At 54.9% G+C, this 16,188-nt stretch carries 16 protein-coding genes; 11 read left to right on the top strand and 5 right to left on the bottom strand.

Translation table 11 applies throughout. The features are described 5' to 3' along the window. Positions 1-32: 32 nt before the first annotated feature. Positions 33-863: a prohibitin family protein gene (locus tag NST23_RS07530; RefSeq protein ID WP_122963035.1), complete on the top strand. Its 831-nt coding sequence runs from the start codon at positions 33-35 to the stop codon at positions 861-863. Between the two features lie 70 nt (positions 864-933). Here the strand turns inward: NST23_RS07530 and NST23_RS07535 are convergent, their stop codons facing one another. Both NST23_RS07535 and NST23_RS07540 read right to left on the bottom strand, forming a co-directional pair. After that, positions 934-1,323: a VOC family protein gene (locus NST23_RS07535; RefSeq protein WP_063228603.1), complete on the bottom strand. Its 390-nt coding sequence runs from the start codon at positions 1,321-1,323 to the stop codon at positions 934-936. A 20-nt stretch (positions 1,324-1,343) separates the two neighbouring features. Then, entirely contained in the window at positions 1,344-2,207 is an 864-nt protein-coding gene (locus NST23_RS07540; protein WP_340963456.1) for an S-layer homology domain-containing protein, read from the bottom strand. Between the two features lie 187 nt (positions 2,208-2,394). Between NST23_RS07540 and NST23_RS07545 the strand changes: the two genes are divergently transcribed. Further along, positions 2,395-2,844, top strand: coding sequence for a DinB family protein (locus NST23_RS07545; RefSeq protein WP_173596151.1), 450 nt, complete (start codon positions 2,395-2,397; stop codon positions 2,842-2,844). Here NST23_RS07545 and NST23_RS07550 read toward each other — a convergent pair. Further along, the gene (locus NST23_RS07550; protein ID WP_173596152.1) at positions 2,841-3,662 is read right to left on the bottom strand and encodes an MBL fold metallo-hydrolase; all 822 of its coding nucleotides are present in this window, start codon (positions 3,660-3,662) and stop codon (positions 2,841-2,843) included. The two genes, NST23_RS07545 and NST23_RS07550, sit on opposite strands and share 4 nt — an antisense overlap. Positions 3,663-3,836: 174 nt before the next feature. Between NST23_RS07550 and hrpB the strand changes: the two genes are divergently transcribed. Continuing rightward, positions 3,837-6,359: an ATP-dependent helicase HrpB gene (gene hrpB / locus NST23_RS07555; protein ID WP_173596153.1), complete on the top strand. Its 2,523-nt coding sequence runs from the start codon at positions 3,837-3,839 to the stop codon at positions 6,357-6,359. Between the two features lie 156 nt (positions 6,360-6,515). On the opposite strand, the gene bluB is transcribed toward hrpB, so the two are convergent. Continuing rightward, positions 6,516-7,199, bottom strand: a complete 684-nt coding sequence (gene bluB, locus NST23_RS07560; RefSeq protein ID WP_063228607.1) for a 5,6-dimethylbenzimidazole synthase — start codon at positions 7,197-7,199, stop codon at positions 6,516-6,518. A gap of 139 nt (positions 7,200-7,338) precedes the next feature. Between bluB and NST23_RS07565 the strand changes: the two genes are divergently transcribed. The 6 genes from NST23_RS07565 to NST23_RS07590 all read left to right on the top strand — a co-directional run bounded on the left by NST23_RS07565 (position 7,339) and on the right by NST23_RS07590 (position 13,427). After that, complete coding sequence (locus NST23_RS07565) at positions 7,339-8,022, top strand: response regulator transcription factor (RefSeq protein WP_122963040.1); 684 nt, start codon at positions 7,339-7,341, stop codon at positions 8,020-8,022. After that, positions 8,015-9,421 (top strand): HAMP domain-containing sensor histidine kinase, encoded by a 1,407-nt coding sequence (locus NST23_RS07570; RefSeq protein ID WP_122963041.1) that lies wholly within the window; start codon positions 8,015-8,017, stop codon positions 9,419-9,421. The genes NST23_RS07565 and NST23_RS07570 overlap by 8 nt, the downstream gene beginning before the upstream one ends. 159 nt (positions 9,422-9,580) lie before the next feature. Beyond that, positions 9,581-11,218 carry an efflux RND transporter periplasmic adaptor subunit gene (locus tag NST23_RS07575; RefSeq protein WP_173596154.1) on the top strand — a complete coding sequence of 546 codons (1,638 nt, stop codon included), beginning with the start codon at positions 9,581-9,583 and terminating at the stop codon, positions 11,216-11,218. Between the two features lie 3 nt (positions 11,219-11,221). Then, positions 11,222-11,944 (top strand): ABC transporter ATP-binding protein, encoded by a 723-nt coding sequence (locus NST23_RS07580; RefSeq protein WP_122963043.1) that lies wholly within the window; start codon positions 11,222-11,224, stop codon positions 11,942-11,944. Then, positions 11,941-13,158, top strand: a complete 1,218-nt coding sequence (locus NST23_RS07585; RefSeq protein ID WP_122963044.1) for an ABC transporter permease — start codon at positions 11,941-11,943, stop codon at positions 13,156-13,158. Before NST23_RS07580 ends, NST23_RS07585 begins: the two co-directional genes overlap by 4 nt. A gap of 53 nt (positions 13,159-13,211) precedes the next feature. Then, on the top strand, positions 13,212-13,427 hold the full coding sequence (locus tag NST23_RS07590) for a hypothetical protein (RefSeq protein WP_063228613.1): 216 nt from the start codon (positions 13,212-13,214) through the stop codon (positions 13,425-13,427). A 405-nt stretch (positions 13,428-13,832) separates the two neighbouring features. Here NST23_RS07590 and NST23_RS07595 read toward each other — a convergent pair whose 3' ends face one another. After that, entirely contained in the window at positions 13,833-14,165 is a 333-nt protein-coding gene (locus NST23_RS07595) for a hypothetical protein (RefSeq protein ID WP_173596155.1), read from the bottom strand. 235 nt (positions 14,166-14,400) lie between these two features. Between NST23_RS07595 and NST23_RS07600 the strand changes: the two genes are divergently transcribed. After that, a complete protein-coding gene (locus NST23_RS07600) occupies positions 14,401-15,249 on the top strand; it encodes a nucleoside hydrolase (protein WP_287103211.1) in 849 nt (282 codons plus the stop codon). After that, entirely contained in the window at positions 15,246-16,178 is a 933-nt protein-coding gene (locus NST23_RS07605; RefSeq protein WP_122963047.1) for a nucleoside hydrolase, read from the top strand. Before NST23_RS07600 ends, NST23_RS07605 begins: the two co-directional genes overlap by 4 nt. Positions 16,179-16,188: the final 10 nt, after the last annotated feature.

Consider the following 16,188-nt stretch of genomic DNA (forward strand, 5'->3'; position numbering starts at 1 on the left):
AAGAGAACCGATTACAAAAGGGGAGGCGGAACATGAGCGAAAATCAGGGAGTAAAAATGAGTCCCTTCCAAGCTGGGGGGAAGCTGATCGTCACGATTCTCGTACTTGTCGTTTTGGTCTTGCTCGGGACCCAATCGTTTACCATCATATCAGCTGGTCACAGCGGCGTCGTTTTGCAGCTCGGTGCTGTCCAGCCAAAAGTTTTGCAGGAAGGCATGCACTTCAAAATTCCTTTTATCCAAACGATCGTTCCGATGGAGGTGCGGGTGCAAAAATCGGAGACGAGTCAAACGTCCGCTTCGCGTGACTTGCAAACCGTATCGACGACCATCGCGGTCAACCACCACCTGGACAGCGACAACGTGAACAAACTGTACCAGCAAGTAGGTTTGGAGTACAACAGCCGCATCGTCGACCCGGCTATCGCCGAGGCTTTGAAGGCGGTTACGGCGCAGTACACGGCAGAAGAACTCATTTCCAAGCGTTCCGAAGTGAGCAACAAAGTCAAAGAAGTTTTGCGGCAAAAGCTGTCCACGTACAATATCATTCTGGATGAAATCAACATTCGCGAATTTACGTTCAGCGATGAATTTAACCGCGCAATCGAGTCGAAGCAAGTGGCGGAGCAGCAAGCGCTCAAATCGAAGCTCGACCTGGAGCGGATCAAAATCGAGAAAGAGCAGGAAATCACGCGAGCGCAGGCACAGGCCGAAGCTTTGCGCCTGCAAAAACAAGAAGTGACGCCGGAGCTGATCCAGCTCAGACAGATCGAAGCACAGCTGGAAGCGATCCGCAAATGGGACGGCAAGCTGCCGAACGTCACGGGAGGCGCCACTCCGTTTATCAACGTGGGGAATCAATAACGACCAAACGAAAAGACCATCGGGCTACAGTCGGCCAGATGGTCTTTTTTTTTTTGCAGTGAAAAGCTTGTTAGCGGGTGCTTTCAAACAACTCCAGCCACTCGCCATCCGGTCCGCGGAAAAACATGTAGCGGGAGCCGTTGGGGAGAGTGGTGATCGCCTCGTCGATAAAGGAGACGTCAAGCTGTTTGAGCCGCGCGATTTCTTCTTCCAGGTTGTCCACAGCGAGTGCGAGATGATGAACTTTGCCCTCTACAGGCAGAGAGTCGTTGTAGCCGTGGATCAGCTCCAGCTCGGTTTCCGGGCGGCCGGGGAAGCCGAGGAAAGCGAGCGTGATAACTTGGTTGGAGTGCACCAAGGTGCCTTTTAGCTCCATGCCAATCACGTTCGTATAAAAAGCGATGGACGCATCCAAATCTTTTACCATCAAGCCGACGTGCTCGATTTTTTTGATCGCCACTTTGATTTCCCCCGTTACATTTATTTGCTGGAATACTTCGCAAGCGCTCCGGTTTGCTTCAGGCGCAAGTACAGCCTGTGCAAAATCGTGACCGCTTCCGCACGAGTCAGCATGTCTTGTGCCTCAAATTCTCCGTTGTAGGCTGTCATGATGCCTGTTTTTTGCAAGAGAGCGAGATCGCTGGCGACAATGCCGCTGTAATCATCCGGGATGTGCAGTTCATTGCCGTCTTTGGCGAACAACAGAGGAAACAGCAGGTTCGTTTTATTGCCCGCGTTTTCGTCGTAGCGCCCATCCTCTTGAAGGGGATGGCCCATAAACAGCTCGTCATCTGAGTAAGAGCTGACGACTATGGGAACATCGCGCATGGCAGAAACGATCTGATACACTTCTTCGTTGGACAGATCCTCCTCCGCCAGCATGAACAGCGGGAGAAGGTTGACCGCTCCGATGCGATTCAGCTTGGCGTCAGGGTAGAACAGATACCCTTTCGGGGAGGATTGGACGGCATTCCACCAGGAGATGTTGATGAGCGAGCTGATTTCTTTGTACGCCCAATGATTGCTAGGAACATCGGCAAATTGCTTGATCGAATAGCTGTTATCGTTCGAACCTTGACCAGAGCTGTTCGGTCGGTAGCGATCAAACAGCCGATAAATCATCACGGTCATCTCCGCTTTGTCTACGAATCTCCCTGGCTTGAAGGTGCCATCCGGATAGCCGCTGATCACGCCTTTTCCGACCATAAAGGAAATGGCGTCCTCCGCCCAGCCGTACTCTGCGGGATTGACGTCGGAAAAGCGCGTAGCAGCCTGCGCGGGAGCTGATGTTGCCAGAACAGTGCCAAAAATGAAAACAAAAAATAGGCAGAGCTTTCTTCTCATGTTGCCTCCTTTGCTGATCGCGTTTGGCGAGGATCATACGGGTATGGAATCAGTGCTTCTTTCTAGTATATCGCCTGAACGAAAAAAAGGAAGACTTCACCAATACCGATGACGGCCATCGAACTCTTCTATTGGTGCAGACGGGCCGGATCTGATAGGGTGAAAAGAAAGCAGAGGAGGAATGAGCATGGAGCAACAAATTGCTAGGCTGGAAAAACATTTGCTTGCCGTTGCCCAAACATTTCAGCAGATCGGAGAGGAGAAGGCGGCAAGCCGTCCTGCTCCCGGGAAGTGGTCCGCCAAGGAAATTTTGGGTCATTTGTGCGATTCGGCGATCAACAATTTGCCCCGATTTGTCCGGGCACAGACTGAACAGCCGTATGTGCTTATTCCGTATCAGCAGGATGAATGGGTGAAGGCGCAGGCGTACCAGCAGCGGACCGTTGAAGAGATTGTTCAGCTCTACAGCAGCATGAACCGCGCGATCATCACCGTGATCTCCGTCATGCCAGCATCCGCCTACGACCATTCATGTACGACTGCCGATGGCACAGCCGTGAGCTTGCAGTGGCTGGTGCAAGATTACGTGGAGCACATGGAGCACCACCTCGACCAGTTGCAGAGGCAAATCAGCTAGATTAGCGATGACGGCTCGCTGTGTCCTTGATCCGAGAGCACAGAAGTAACGATGTGCCGGGAGTCGAACTCACCTTCCGACAGTGCGATGATCGGAGATGTTTTTGCAAAAAGCTTCGAATGGATCTCTGCGGCAGTCAGTCCTTGCTGGTGCAAGTGCACAATCTCTCCCTGCAAATGGAGCAGGTCGTCCAGCTTGCGGGACAACAGAGCTTTTCCCTCGGCGATGTAACCCGCGTGTGCGCAGAACATGGCGCCAAAATCGCGTGTCAGCACCTGGCGAAGCGATTGGATCAGCAGCGGGATGGATTCGTCTTGCAAAATCACTTTCGTTTTCGTCCCGAGAAACAGGTCGCCAGAAAACAGGCGGCCTGTTTGTTTGTCAAAAAACGCGACGTGGTCATGCGCGTGTCCAGGTGTATGGATGACCTCCCAGTCGATGGAACGGGAATGAACAGTCTCTCCCAGAGGCTGTGCGGCAAAAGGCTCGCGCACTCCCCAAACCAATTGGCGATACAGCGGGTAGTCTGCTGGCTGCAAGCATTGCCCTACCCCTTTTTCATGGATGAAAATGGGCACGCCTTTGGTGCTGGCGATCCAGGCTGCGTTGCCGCTGTGATCTTCATGGCTGTGTGTCAAAACAACCGCGTCGAACGAGGCTTGCGAAAAACAGTCGATCAAATCAGTGGCAAGTGATTGCGGGCCAGTATCGATCATCATGCCGTCTGCCACATACACGCAGATGCCGGATTCGCGGCCAGCTCTTTTCACCACGCCTTCCAGACATAAAACATTTTCATGCTGATGGACTTCTACCACGTTAACACCCCCGTATTTTCTTCATCCTGCTGCCAGATCCGCTTCCGCCCTGCAGTGAACGTATGCTCATTATACTATTGAATGATTATTCAGTCATTTGGCAATCTCTTTTCCTGTCGCTCCAATCGTGTATGATGATTACAGAATGGATTTGGACATGAGGTGAAACACAACATGGCATTGCCTATTGATACCGTGCTGCCGCAGCTGATCGAGACGCTTGCGGCAAGCAACAGCGCGGTGCTGGTCGCAGCTCCCGGCGCGGGAAAGACGACCAGAGTGCCGCTTGCTTTTCTGGAGCAGGCGTGGCTGTCCAACAAGCGCATTCTCATGCTGGAGCCAAGGCGTCTGGCAGCCCGTTCGGCGGCGGGTTACATGGCGCGTAAGCTGGGAGAACAAGTAGGGGAGACGGTCGGCTATCGGGTCAAGCACGATACGCGAATCGGCCCGAACACGCGGATTGAGGTCATTACGGAGGGTGTCCTGACACGCATGCTTCAGGACGATCCGGGTCTGGAAGCTGTCGGTCTGCTTATTTTTGACGAGTTTCACGAACGCAGCTTGCATGCCGACCTCGGACTTGCCCTCAGTCTTCAGACGCAAAGCCTGTTTCGCCCCGACCTGCGCATTTTGGTCATGTCAGCGACGCTTGCGGCGGAGCCTGTCGCCCGGTTGCTCGGTGACGCTCCGATCATCGTCAGCGAGGGCAGGGCTTTTCCGGTCGAGACGCGCTTTTTGCCCAAACCGCTGAATGGTTCCGTGGAAGAAGAGATCGTCCGTCTCGCGCTCGCGGCGCTTATGCAGGACGAGGGAGACATGCTGGTATTTTTGCCGGGAGCCAAAGAAATCCGCACGACGCAAGCTCTGTTGGCGAAAAGTCAGCTTGGGGCACAGGTGCGCGTATGTCCGTTGTACGGAGCGCTTTCGCAGCAGGAGCAAGATCGGGCGTTGCGTCCCGGGCAGCCAGGAGAGCGCAAAATCGTGCTCGCGACTTCCATCGCGGAAACGAGCCTGACTGTAGAAGGCGTGCGGATTGTCATCGATAGCGGTTTGAAAAGGTATCCGCGCTTCTCTTCGCGCACCGGGATGACGCGACTGGAGACAGGGCGTGTATCGAGATCGTCCGCAGAACAGCGCATGGGCAGGGCGGGCAGGCTGGACACGGGCGTGTGCTATCGGTTGTGGACCGAGCAGGAAGACCGGATGCTTGCCGCGCACGATTCGCCGGAAATCATCGACGCTGACCTAGCGCCGCTTGCTTTGGAGCTTGCGGCTTGGGGCGTGAAGGATGTCGAGGAGCTGCAATGGCTGGATATCCCGCCAAAAGCGGCACTGGCCCAGGGGCAAGAGCTGCTTCAGCAGTTGGGAGCACTGGACGCTCATGGGCAAATAACGGCGCATGGCCGGGTGCTGGCCGGGATGGGACTGCATCCGAGGCTTGGGCAGATGATTCAGCGAGCAAGCGAGCTGGGACTGCTCGATTTGGCTTGCGAATTGGCTGTGCTGCTGGAAGAGCGGGATATCGTTCGCGGGAGAGGGGCTGCGGCTGACGCGGATATTGGCTCGCGAGTCGAACTTTTGCGGCTCGTGGCAGGAAATCGCGGGGAGGGCCGTTCTGTTCACGGACATGGGCTGCAAGTGGAAGAAGCCGTTTGCAGCAAGCTGTGGAACGACGCGGCGCAGTTGAAGCGGCAGTGGAGAAAAAGCGGGGAGCCAAAGACAAGCGTGAGCGGCGACATCAGCCAGACAGGCAGACTGCTGGCATTTGCTTATCCAGATCGGATCGCGCAGCGCAGGGGCGACGGGCGATATTTGCTGCGCAATGGCCGTGGAGCAGCGTTTGGGTTGGAGCAGCCACTGGCTTTTGCCCCGTATGTGGTAGCGCCGCTTCTTGACGATCAGGGAGTAGACAGCCGCATCATGCTGGCAGCGCAAATCGAAGAGAGCGAACTGCACCAGGACTGGGCCGGGCAGATCAGCGAAGAAACAGCCGTCTGGTGGGATCGTTCCGCTGGCGCTGTGCGGTCGCGTACCCGCAAGAAGCTCGGTGCGCTCATCTTAAAAGAGACGGCGGCAGACCGGGATGCCGACGCCGTGTTGCACGCCTTGCTTACCGGCATCAGGACAGAGGGCCTGGCGATACTGCCATGGAGCCGTCACGCCCGCCAGCTCCGGGAGAGGTTGCAGTTCATGAGCGACCTGTTCCCGGAATGGCCTCGCGTCGATGACGAAGCTCTGCTCGCTACGCTGGAAGAATGGCTTGCGCCGCATGTGTACGGCATGCGAAAAAGAGACGAGCTGCAACAGCTGTCTCTGGCTGCCATTTTGGAAGGGATGCTCGGCTGGGACGAACGGCGACAACTGGACGAGTATGCGCCCACCCATGTGCGAGTTCCCAGCGGATCGAACATTCCCGTCGATTACAGCGATCCGGCTGCGCCCAGTCTGTTTGTCCGGCTGCAGGAGCTGTTCGGCTGGCAAGACACGCCGCGCATCGGGCGTGGAAAAGTGCCGCTAACGCTTCACCTGCTGTCTCCGGCACAGCGTCCGGTGCAAGTGACGAAAGACTTGGCGAGTTTTTGGCAGCAAGCGTACTTCGAAGTGAAAAAAGACTTGAAAGGGCGCTACCCGAAGCATTACTGGCCGGACGACCCGCTGACGGCTGTTCCGACAAACAGGACGCGCCCGCAGAACTAACTCATCTGCTTGCGCTGCCAGCACGATCGGGTGATATTTCCCAATTTTGTAGTTCCATGTGAGCAAGTCGGCTTTTCGCTGAAACTTGCGGGCAGGGTAGTTACGTCAGGAACATACCGAGATTCACGTACTACCCTCCACTTTGATTGGGGCTGCCTAGTTTTCCGGCAGCCCTTTTTGTGCGTGCCGGGCACTTTCTCCCCAGCTGTTGCGATAGATCAGTTGTTGCAAGTCTTGCCGCTGTGCCCATTTGTGCAGCTCTAAAAGCGGCCGATCCGGGTAGTGGTCTGTATAGCCAATAGATAGCAAGGCAACCGGATCGATGTGCGGCGGGATGTGCAAAATGCGGCGGACGTCTGCTTTTTTGTAAAAGCTCACCCAGCCCATCGCCAAGTCTTCGGCATACGCTGCCAGCCACATGTTCTGGATGGCGCAGCTGACAGACATGATATCTGTCTCGGGGATGGAATTGCGTCCGAGGACGTGGTCGCCGCCCCGCGTCGGATCACAGGTGACGCAGATCGTAATGGGAGCTTCTTTGATCCCTTGAATTTTCAAGTCGAGAAAAGCCGATTCGCGGCCGGTTCCCTCGTAGTGGATCGCGAGCGCCCGACGTTCTTTGTCTGCACAGTCTGCCAGCTCCTGCTTGATTTGCTCATCCTCCACGAGAATGAAATTCCACGGCTGCATGAAGCCGACGGAAGGAGCGTGGTGAGCAGCGGCGAGAATCATGGCAACTTTTTCAGGCGGAACCGGGTCGCGGCGAAAAGTGCGAATATCCCGCCGATTGCTGATCGCCTTGTACAGTCCGGTTTTTTCTTCCTCGGTCAAACGTTTCATAAGTATAGCCTCCCCAAATCTACTACAGCTTTCTTCATTTTAATGCCAGTCTAGCTATTGATCTAGACATTTGCTTGACATATTCATGTCCTACGCTAGAGAGGGAAGACCTGTCGTTTTCGAGGGGAGAGAAAGTGCAATGACAAACATCTTGATCGTGGAAGACGAACTGCCCATCTCTCGGGTACTAAAAGCGTATCTGGAGAAGCATCAGTTCCAGGTCGAACAGGCTTTTACCGGAGACGAAGCCCAGAGCAAATTCGATGCCTTCAACCCGGCGCTGGTCCTTCTGGACGTCATGCTGCCAGGACGAAGCGGGTGGAGTCTCTTAGAATACATACGTTCCAAAAGTTCTTGTCCCGTCATCATGCTGACGGCACTCGGGCATATCGACAACAAGCTCGCCGGGCTGGAGCAAGGAGCCGACGATTACATTACCAAGCCGTTTATCGCGGATGAAGTCGTTGCGCGGGTCAAGGCTGTGCTTCGCCGCTCCAAGCAAATTATCGAGGGCGATCAGGTCAAGCAGTTTGGCAGTCTCAAAGTCGATTTCAAGGCGTACACCGTTACCTTGCATGGCATTGAGCTGGCGTTTACGCCGAAAGACTTGTCCCTGTTTTTGTTTCTCGCCCAATACAAAAACCAGACATTTACCCGCGAGCAGCTGATCGAGCAAGTGTGGGGGATGGATTACGAGGGAAGCGACCGGGCCGTCGATCTCGCCATCAAGCGGATTCGCCGATCGTTGGAGAACTGGCCGGCTTCTGAAGGGGAAATTCGCACGTACCGCGGCTTGGGTTACAAGCTATGTGTCTATGAGTGAGAAAAAGCGGATTACTTTGTTCCGGTATTGGACGACCCGGTATTTGATTACGCTTTGCATCGGCCTGTTGGTCATCGGTATCGCTTCCAGCTTCTGGATCAACTACAGCGAAAAGCAAAAGCGGCTCGACTTCATGCGCTTGATGGCGGCGGAAGTATCGGACCGCGTCGTGGATGCGGACGGAAAAGTCGTCATTTCGCCGTTTTTGTTCCGCCTGCTCGACAGTCGGCAAGAGTCGCTGCGCGTCAATTACAAACCGTTCATGGTCATTTTGGATGCCAATCATCGGGCCGTGTTTGGCGGGCGTGATCCGCTCAACTCTGAACTGCGGCGGATGGCCCAAGACCTGGTGGAAGCAGACGAAAGCATGTCACAGGTGAAGCTGGAACGCGGCGAAGAGTTGCTGTTCGTGAAAAAAAGCATCCGGGTCAACCAGCAAACTGTCGGCTGGGTCATGCTTTTTACCCCGAAGCAAGACTTGATGCGCAGCACGACCGAGTTTCAGCTGATGTTCATCATGCTGATCAGTCTCGGACTGCTCGGCTGGCTCGTCATCTATTTGTTGACGAAAAAGCTGTCTACCCCGATCAAGGACGTAGCAGACGCGGCCAAGCAAATCGTCATGGGCAACTACGAGATTCACTTCGAGAAAGACAGGCGCGAAGAGGAAATTGACGAGCTGATTCATTCGTTCAAGGAAATGGCTGATCGCTTGCGGCAGCTGGAGCTGATGCGCACCGAATTGCTGGCAGGAGTCACGCACGAGCTGAAAACGCCTGTCACGTCGATTAGCGGGCTGGTTCAGGCGGTCAAGGATGATATCGTCAGCGGCGAGGAAGCCAAGGAATTTTTGGAGATATGCGCGAAGGAAACCGTACGCCTGCAAAAAATGGTGGAGGATTTGCTCGACTTCAACTCGTTTGCGGTCGGGGATATCCGCATTCGCCGCGAGCAGCAAAACATGTACGAGCTGGTGCAGGAAATTACGCACCAGTGGCAGATTATGCAGGAGGCGGAGCAGATCGAGCTGTCCATCCAGAAGCCAGCCGAACCGATCATCGTGAACACGGACCCGTTGCGCGTGCAGCAAATTTTGTACAATCTGCTGAACAATGCGGCACAAGCGATGGGCTCGCGAGGGAAGATCGACGTGTCGCTTTCGGTGGTCGGCGAAGAAATTCGCGTAGATGTCAAAGATACGGGGCAAGGAATCCCGGAGGCGGAGCAGCCACTGATTTTCGAGCGGTTTTACCGTGGCGAGGAAAAGAAGCAGGTCGTTCGCGGGCTGGGGCTGGGCTTGTCTTTTAGCAAAATGATCGCGCAGGCGCTCGGGGGCAAGCTGCTGCTTGCGGAAAGCTCCAAGGACGGCAGTACCTTCACCCTTGTTTTGCACCAATAACATAGGCTTGCCACAAGCGACCATGCCAAATCGGCTGGTCGTTTTTCACATCATTCCCATTCATCTGACTTATCCCTGACGTATTCGTTCCGTATATTGATCGCAACAGGGAAGACAAGGTGTTTCCCGCTTATTACGCACAAGGCAGGAGGATTTGATGTGACGCAATCGGAGAAGAAACGGACGTTGTTTTCGGCGGCGCGAAATAGCAAGAAGAAATGGCTCATCGCCGGACTGGCGGTCGCGGTGATCGCGGGAGGGGGCGTGTATGGATACAAAGCGTTTGTGACCCCTGAGCAGGCGCAAGCAGCTTTTCAGGTTGTCACGGTCCAAAAAGGCGACGTCTCCGAAACCGTGCTGGCATCCGGGACCGTTCAGGCTTCCAAGCGTTCCTCGCTATCGTTTTCAGATGCAGAGGACGCCAAAGATTCCATCTCGACCATCCAGGTGAAAATCGGTGACCAGGTCAAAGCGGGACAGGTGCTGGCAACGATGGATGATTCCGTGGCGAAAATCCAGGTGACGAATGCGCAGGCTAATCTGTTGTCCGCGCAAGCCAAGCTGGAAGATGCGCAAAAGCGCAAGAGCACAGCGGAAATTGCTTCGCTCCAGGCGGCGGTCACTCAAGCGAAAAGCGAGCTTGAGCTGGCGAAGCAAAACATCGACGGGAAGAAGGCGACAAACGACGTAGCGAAGGCCAAAGCCGCGCTCGAAAATGCGCAGAAGACATTTGACTCGCAAAAAGCGCTGTTTGCGGCAGGAGCCATCTCGCAGACTGAATACGACAACGCGAGCGACTCCCTGGAGCAAGCGAAGCGCGACTACAACTCCGCTACATTGACAGCCGGACAGACGACATCGCAGTCCAGCGTCAAAGTCGATCAGGCGGAGGCAGCCTATCAGACGGCGCAAGAAGCTTTGAAAGAAGCGAGCGAAGGCCCGGATTCTGCGACGATCCTCGCAGCGAAGGCAGCGGTAGAACAGGCGAAAGCCGAGCTGCAAAAAGCGCAGAAGGCTTTGAATGCTGTGACACTGAAAGCGCCGATGGACGGGGTGATCGTTCAGTTGAACGGCAACGTAGGTGAAATTCCCGGCAATGATTTTATTATTATGGATAATTCCAACTCGGGTGACCTTGAGGTGCTGGCGCAAATCAGCCAGAGCGACATCGGAAAAGTAAAAGAAGGTCTGCCCGTGTCTTTTACGACCAGCTCTTATACGGATGATACTTTTACAGGCAAGGTCAAGCTGATTTACCCCGAGGCGAAAACCGATTCGGGTGTGACGAGCTATGATGTGCTGCTGTCTGTGGCAAACAAAGACAACAAGCTGAAGATCGGAATGACGATGAACGTGACGATTGAGCTTGGGACACACAAGGATGTGCTCTACGTGCCAGCTGCTGCCCTGCAAACGCAAAACGGCAAGGACGGCGTCTACCTGATGGCCGGAGAGCGTTCGGGTACGGCGGCAAATGCAACCGCAACGGCTGCGCAGACTGAGACAAAAACGGAAGCTGCCGACAAGTCGCAAGAAAAGCCGAGAAGTGAGCGAGCCAACAGAATGGCGTCGATGCCGTACCATTTCACACCGATCAAAATCGGATTTTTTGCGGCGGATCGGGTAGAGATTTTGGAAGGCTTGAAAGAAGGCGATCGGGTCGTCATCCCGGTCAGCACAAGCACAACCTCAACGTCCGCCAACTCGGGTAATATGCGCATGGGCGGAAGCGGATTCCCGGGGATGGGCGGAGGCTTCCCTAGCGGCGGAGGCGGCGTCCAGATGAGGGGTCGATAAAAGATGAGACCAGTCATTCAAATCGAAGACTTGAAGAAACAGTATCAGATTGGCGACCAGGAGATTATGGCTTTGCGGGGCGTCAGCCTGACGATTGACGAGGGCGACTTCGTGGCGATCATGGGGCCGTCCGGCTCAGGCAAGTCGTCGATGATGAACGTCATCGGCTGCCTCGATAAACCGACCTCGGGAGAGTTTTATTTGGACGGGCAGCCTGTGTCTTTGGCTCACGATGACGAGCTGGCTGTAATCCGCAATCAGAAGATCGGATTTGTCTTTCAAAATTTCAACTTGCTCCCGCGCACGACCGCGGTAGAAAACGTGGAGCTGCCGCTTCTGTACGGCGGTGCGTCAGCCAAAGAGCGGCGGGAGAGAGCGATCAAGGCACTCATCAGCGTAGGACTGGCCGAGCGGCTGAACAATAAGCCGAATGAGCTGTCTGGCGGCCAGCAGCAGCGGGTGTCGATTGCCCGGGCACTGGTCAACGATCCGGTTATCTTGCTCGCGGACGAACCGACGGGTGCATTGGATACGAAGACGAGCGAAGAGATCATGGGAATTTTCCAGCGGCTGAATGACGCAGGCAAGACGGTGATTCTCGTCACGCATGAGCCGGACATTGCCGAGTATGCCAAACGGATCGTCCGTTTTCGCGACGGTCAGATCATTTCCAATGAAGTGGTACAAGAGCGCAGAATAGCGCAGGCAGAGGAAGTGAGAACATGAGCTTGATTGAATGTGTACGTGTTTCGTTTCGCAGCATCCGGGCAAATGGCTTGCGCTCTGTGCTCACGATGCTGGGGATTATTATCGGGGTGGCAGCCGTTATTGCCATGGTTGCGATCGGGGAAGGAACGTCTTCTTCTGTCGCTTCCCAAATCAACGGACTGGGGAGCAATCTTTTGATCGTCTCGCCGGGACAGGCGACACAAGGCAGGGTAAGCCTCGGGGCCGGGTCGCTGAATACGCTGACGATGGCTGATGCCGAAGCGATTGCCGAGAACGATTCGGTCGCGGGAGTGGCACCGAGCGTCAACGGACGCGCGCAAATCGTCTGGGGAAGCAACAACTACTCCAGCTCACTGGAGGGAACGACTGCCGACTTCCTGCAAGTCCGCAACGCAGAAGTAGCGCAAGGCCGCTTTTTCTCGAATTTCGAGGTGACGAGGCAGTTCAACGTGGCGGTTGTCGGGACCGAGGTCGTCAGCAATCTGTTCAAAAACGCGACGACAAACCCGATCGGGCAAACCGTTCAAATCAACCGGGTTCCTTTTACAATCATCGGGGTGTTGAAAAGTCAGGGCAGCTCGGGGATGACGAACAATGACGACAGAATCCTTATTCCGATTACGACCGCAATGAGCCGTCTGACGGGGGGCAAAAATGTCGGCACGATCTACGTGTCCGCTGCTTCCTCTGATGTCATGGACAAAGCGCAGCAAGACATCCGCCAGACGTTGCGCGCCAAACATAACTTGCGGCCGCAAAAAGAAGATGATTTCCGCATTACCTCCCAGTCCGACATTTTGAGCACAGCGCAGGAAGTGTCCAGCTCCATGACGGCGCTGTTGTCCGGCATTGCCGCGATCTCGCTTATTGTCGGCGGGATAGGCGTCATGAACATCATGCTGGTGTCCGTGACGGAGCGCACCCGGGAAATCGGCATTCGCAAGGCGATCGGAGCCAAGCGCCGAGACATTTTGCGCCAGTTTTTGATCGAGGCGGTCACTCTCAGCCTGATTGGCGGCATTTTAGGGATCGCCTTCGGTGTAGGGGCGGCGCTGTTGATCAGCAAGCTCGGATCGCTTTCGACCTCGATCAGTCTCACCCCGATTTTGTACGCCTTTTTGACCTCGTCATTGGTCGGCGTCATCTTCGGTGTCTATCCAGCGCGCAAGGCAGCCCAGTTAAAGCCGATCGATGCGCTGCGGTATGAGTAAGTGTGTATTTTTTCCAATCGGGGCATACTAGCTTCGGTGAGGTGTTTGTACAGATGGAGAAAAACGTCCAATTTTCCGTGTCGTGGCGAGAAGCGGTGCGCATCTTGAAACGGCTGAAAACGAGCAAATTGCGGTATGTTGTCAGGCAGCATGCGGGGAAAGCGGGCGTCGCCTTTGTCTTTCCGCGAGTCAGTGTCAGCCAATACGTCTATTTGTACATCATCTTTGGGCCGAGAGCTGCTGATGTGATGGACAAGGATACGAAGTAGCAGGGAATCCCTGATCGGATAGTCGGGTCAGGGGTTCGCTATTTTTCCACTTTTTCTATCTATTTTCCCACTATTTCGCTATAAAACAAAACCTGACACTTTTCGATAGAAGAGTTTCATAGTACAATTCCAATATGAACGAACTTGGGGAAGTTCGGGATGGCGGTACCCAAACTGTGCAGGAGGGCCGCCTACTTTTTTTCAAGAGCGGGCGAATGTGGCTTTGCAGGTGGATAGAACAGGTTTTTTTGCCTAAACATACAGCTAGACCCGATAGGTACTTGGATATACAATAATCGTATTCACGTGAATACTTCCGTACTACCCTTCCCAGGAGCATATCCTGGGTTTTTTGTTGTCCAAAAACAGCAAACAGCCACCCGAAGTTGCTCATCTGGCTGGCTGTTACGATGCGGGTGTCTTGGGGGAAAAGCTGCCTTTCAACAGGGCGTCAATCAACTGCTCCTGTGAGAGCGAAATAGAGATTCCGGGATCGGGAAGATCGGCGTGAAAACAGTCTTCCTTGTGCAAATACCAGAGGGAGCCTGTTGGCTGAAGAAGATAGAGGCGGATGTTTTCCCGGCGTTGCCGCCCAGTTTTGGCGATGTCCCGCAAAGCGGTAAAAAGCTCGCCCCACACGGGTAAATAAGGCTTTGTTTTGGATTGGATAATCGCGCGAAGCAAATGCTGTTTGGCGAGGGAAATCGAGTCAGTCGGGTGGTTTTCCACAGAGGGCATGTCGCTTGCTCCTTTTGTGAAGATTGTCGAATCGCAGGAGAATGAGTATAACCTACAAAATGGAAGTTGACGAACTTTGTCGAATATAAAGATAAGTGTAAAATAGACTGCCCCGCGATGCAAGAGGATAGCTGGTGCAAGTGTGCTGACATTTGACGACTGCTGCCGATTTCGTTAGCATAAGTACAGCACATTTTGCAAAAAAAGACATAGACCAATGCGGGAGTTGAGAGCCATGGCATCAAAACAGCGGCTGCTGATCGATTTTAGCGGTGACTCCGATCAAGCGATAGGGCTGTTGTATGCACTACAGTCGCCAAAGGTTCAAGTGAGCGGAATTATCGTGAGCGATGCCGAGCCAGATCGCGGCATCCAGCTGGCACGCAGACTGGTAGATCAGGTTCGGCCAGGTGAAGAGATTCCTGTCATGGCAGGAACGCAACAGCCGCTATTTCGCGGGGAAGCCGATCGCGCGGCTGATTCCGTCATGACCAGTGAAGCGGTCACCTTTTTGACTGAGCTTGCGCCCGATCCGGACAACCCGCTCACGCTCGTTACTTTAGGGCGTCTGACGACCGTGGCCAAGGCGATTGCCAGAAAGCCTGAGTGGCTGCAAGTTGTGCAGCGAATCGTCGTGCGCGGGGGAGCGATCCGCGTGCCGGGAGATGTGACGGCTATTGCGGAAGCCAATTTGCATGCCGACCCGGAGGCTGCTGCTTTTGTTCTCGCTGCGAAAGGACCGCTTTTGTTCGTTCCGCTTGATGCGACCGAATCGCTCGGCGTGACGGATGAACAGGCGGCGTTGTTGGCGAAAACGGTAAGGGGAACCACAGCCACTGGAAAAGCAGGCACTGTAAAAAGCGTGCTGGGAGCGATGATTGCGGCTGTAGCGCCTGAACAGATCGAAACCGAGCGGCTGAAGCTGAGCATCGACTGCCACAGCCTACTGTCTCGCGGCGCTCTTATTGCCGACCTGCGGGCCAAGCCAAGTGCAGGAACAGATGCCGACGTCTGCATGGCGATACAATCCGAAGCGATCGAGACTTGGGTCCGGCAGCTGACGGAGGGGGAGGACAGAGCATGAAAAAGGTCATTCTGGACGTAGATACGGGAATCGATGACGCACTCGCGATCTCTTACGCCGTACATTCCCCTCATTTAGAAGTGTGCGGCATCAACACGACCTTCGGGAACATTACAGTGGAGGAAGCGACGAGAAATACGCTGCAAATGCTGGAGCTGCTCGGGGCTACCCACATACCTGTCTACCAGGGATCGTCTCGTCCGATCGTGCGCGAGCTGACGGGCAAGGCGAGGCTGTTTCACGGGGAAAACGGGCTTGGCAACGTCGTGTTGCCTGAACCGACTGCAACTGCGCAGCCAGAGAGCGCCACGCAGTTTCTGATTTCGACGATCAAGGCGAATCCCCATCAAGTCACGCTGATCACGGTAGGCAGCATGACGAACCTCGCCCGGGCGATTATGGCGGCGCCAGAAATCGTGACACTCATCGAGCAGGTCGTCGTAATGGGCGGAGCGGTCAGTGTGCCCGGCAATCGCACTCCGGTCGCGGAAGCCAATATATGCGCCGACCCGGAAGCGGCTGCCTTTGTGTTTCAATCAGGCATCCCGCTGACGATGGTCGGACTGGATGTGACGATGCAGACGTTGCTCACCCGCGATCATCTGCGGGAATGGAGAGCGCTGGATACACCGCTTGCCCATGTGTTCGCTGATATGTGCCAGGTGTATATGGACGCGTATGCCACAGTCGGCAACCTGCGCGGCTGCGGCTTGCACGATCCGCTGGCGGTCGGTGTGGTGATCGACCCGACTTTCGTGAAAAAAGTGCCGATGCACGTCGAGGTGGATACGTCCGGCGGCGCGAGCGATGCCCGCACGATTGGCGACAGACGGGCCAATCCGGCCAAGCCTGCGAATGTGCAAGTGTGCCTGGAAGTAGACCACGAGCGGTTTGTCGAACATTTTTTGCAGCATGTACTGGGACATTAAGGAGGAATTT

The sequence above is a fragment of the Brevibacillus sp. FSL K6-0770 genome (assembly GCF_038000275.1).
Taxonomy (GTDB): domain Bacteria; phylum Bacillota; class Bacilli; order Brevibacillales; family Brevibacillaceae; genus Brevibacillus; species Brevibacillus parabrevis.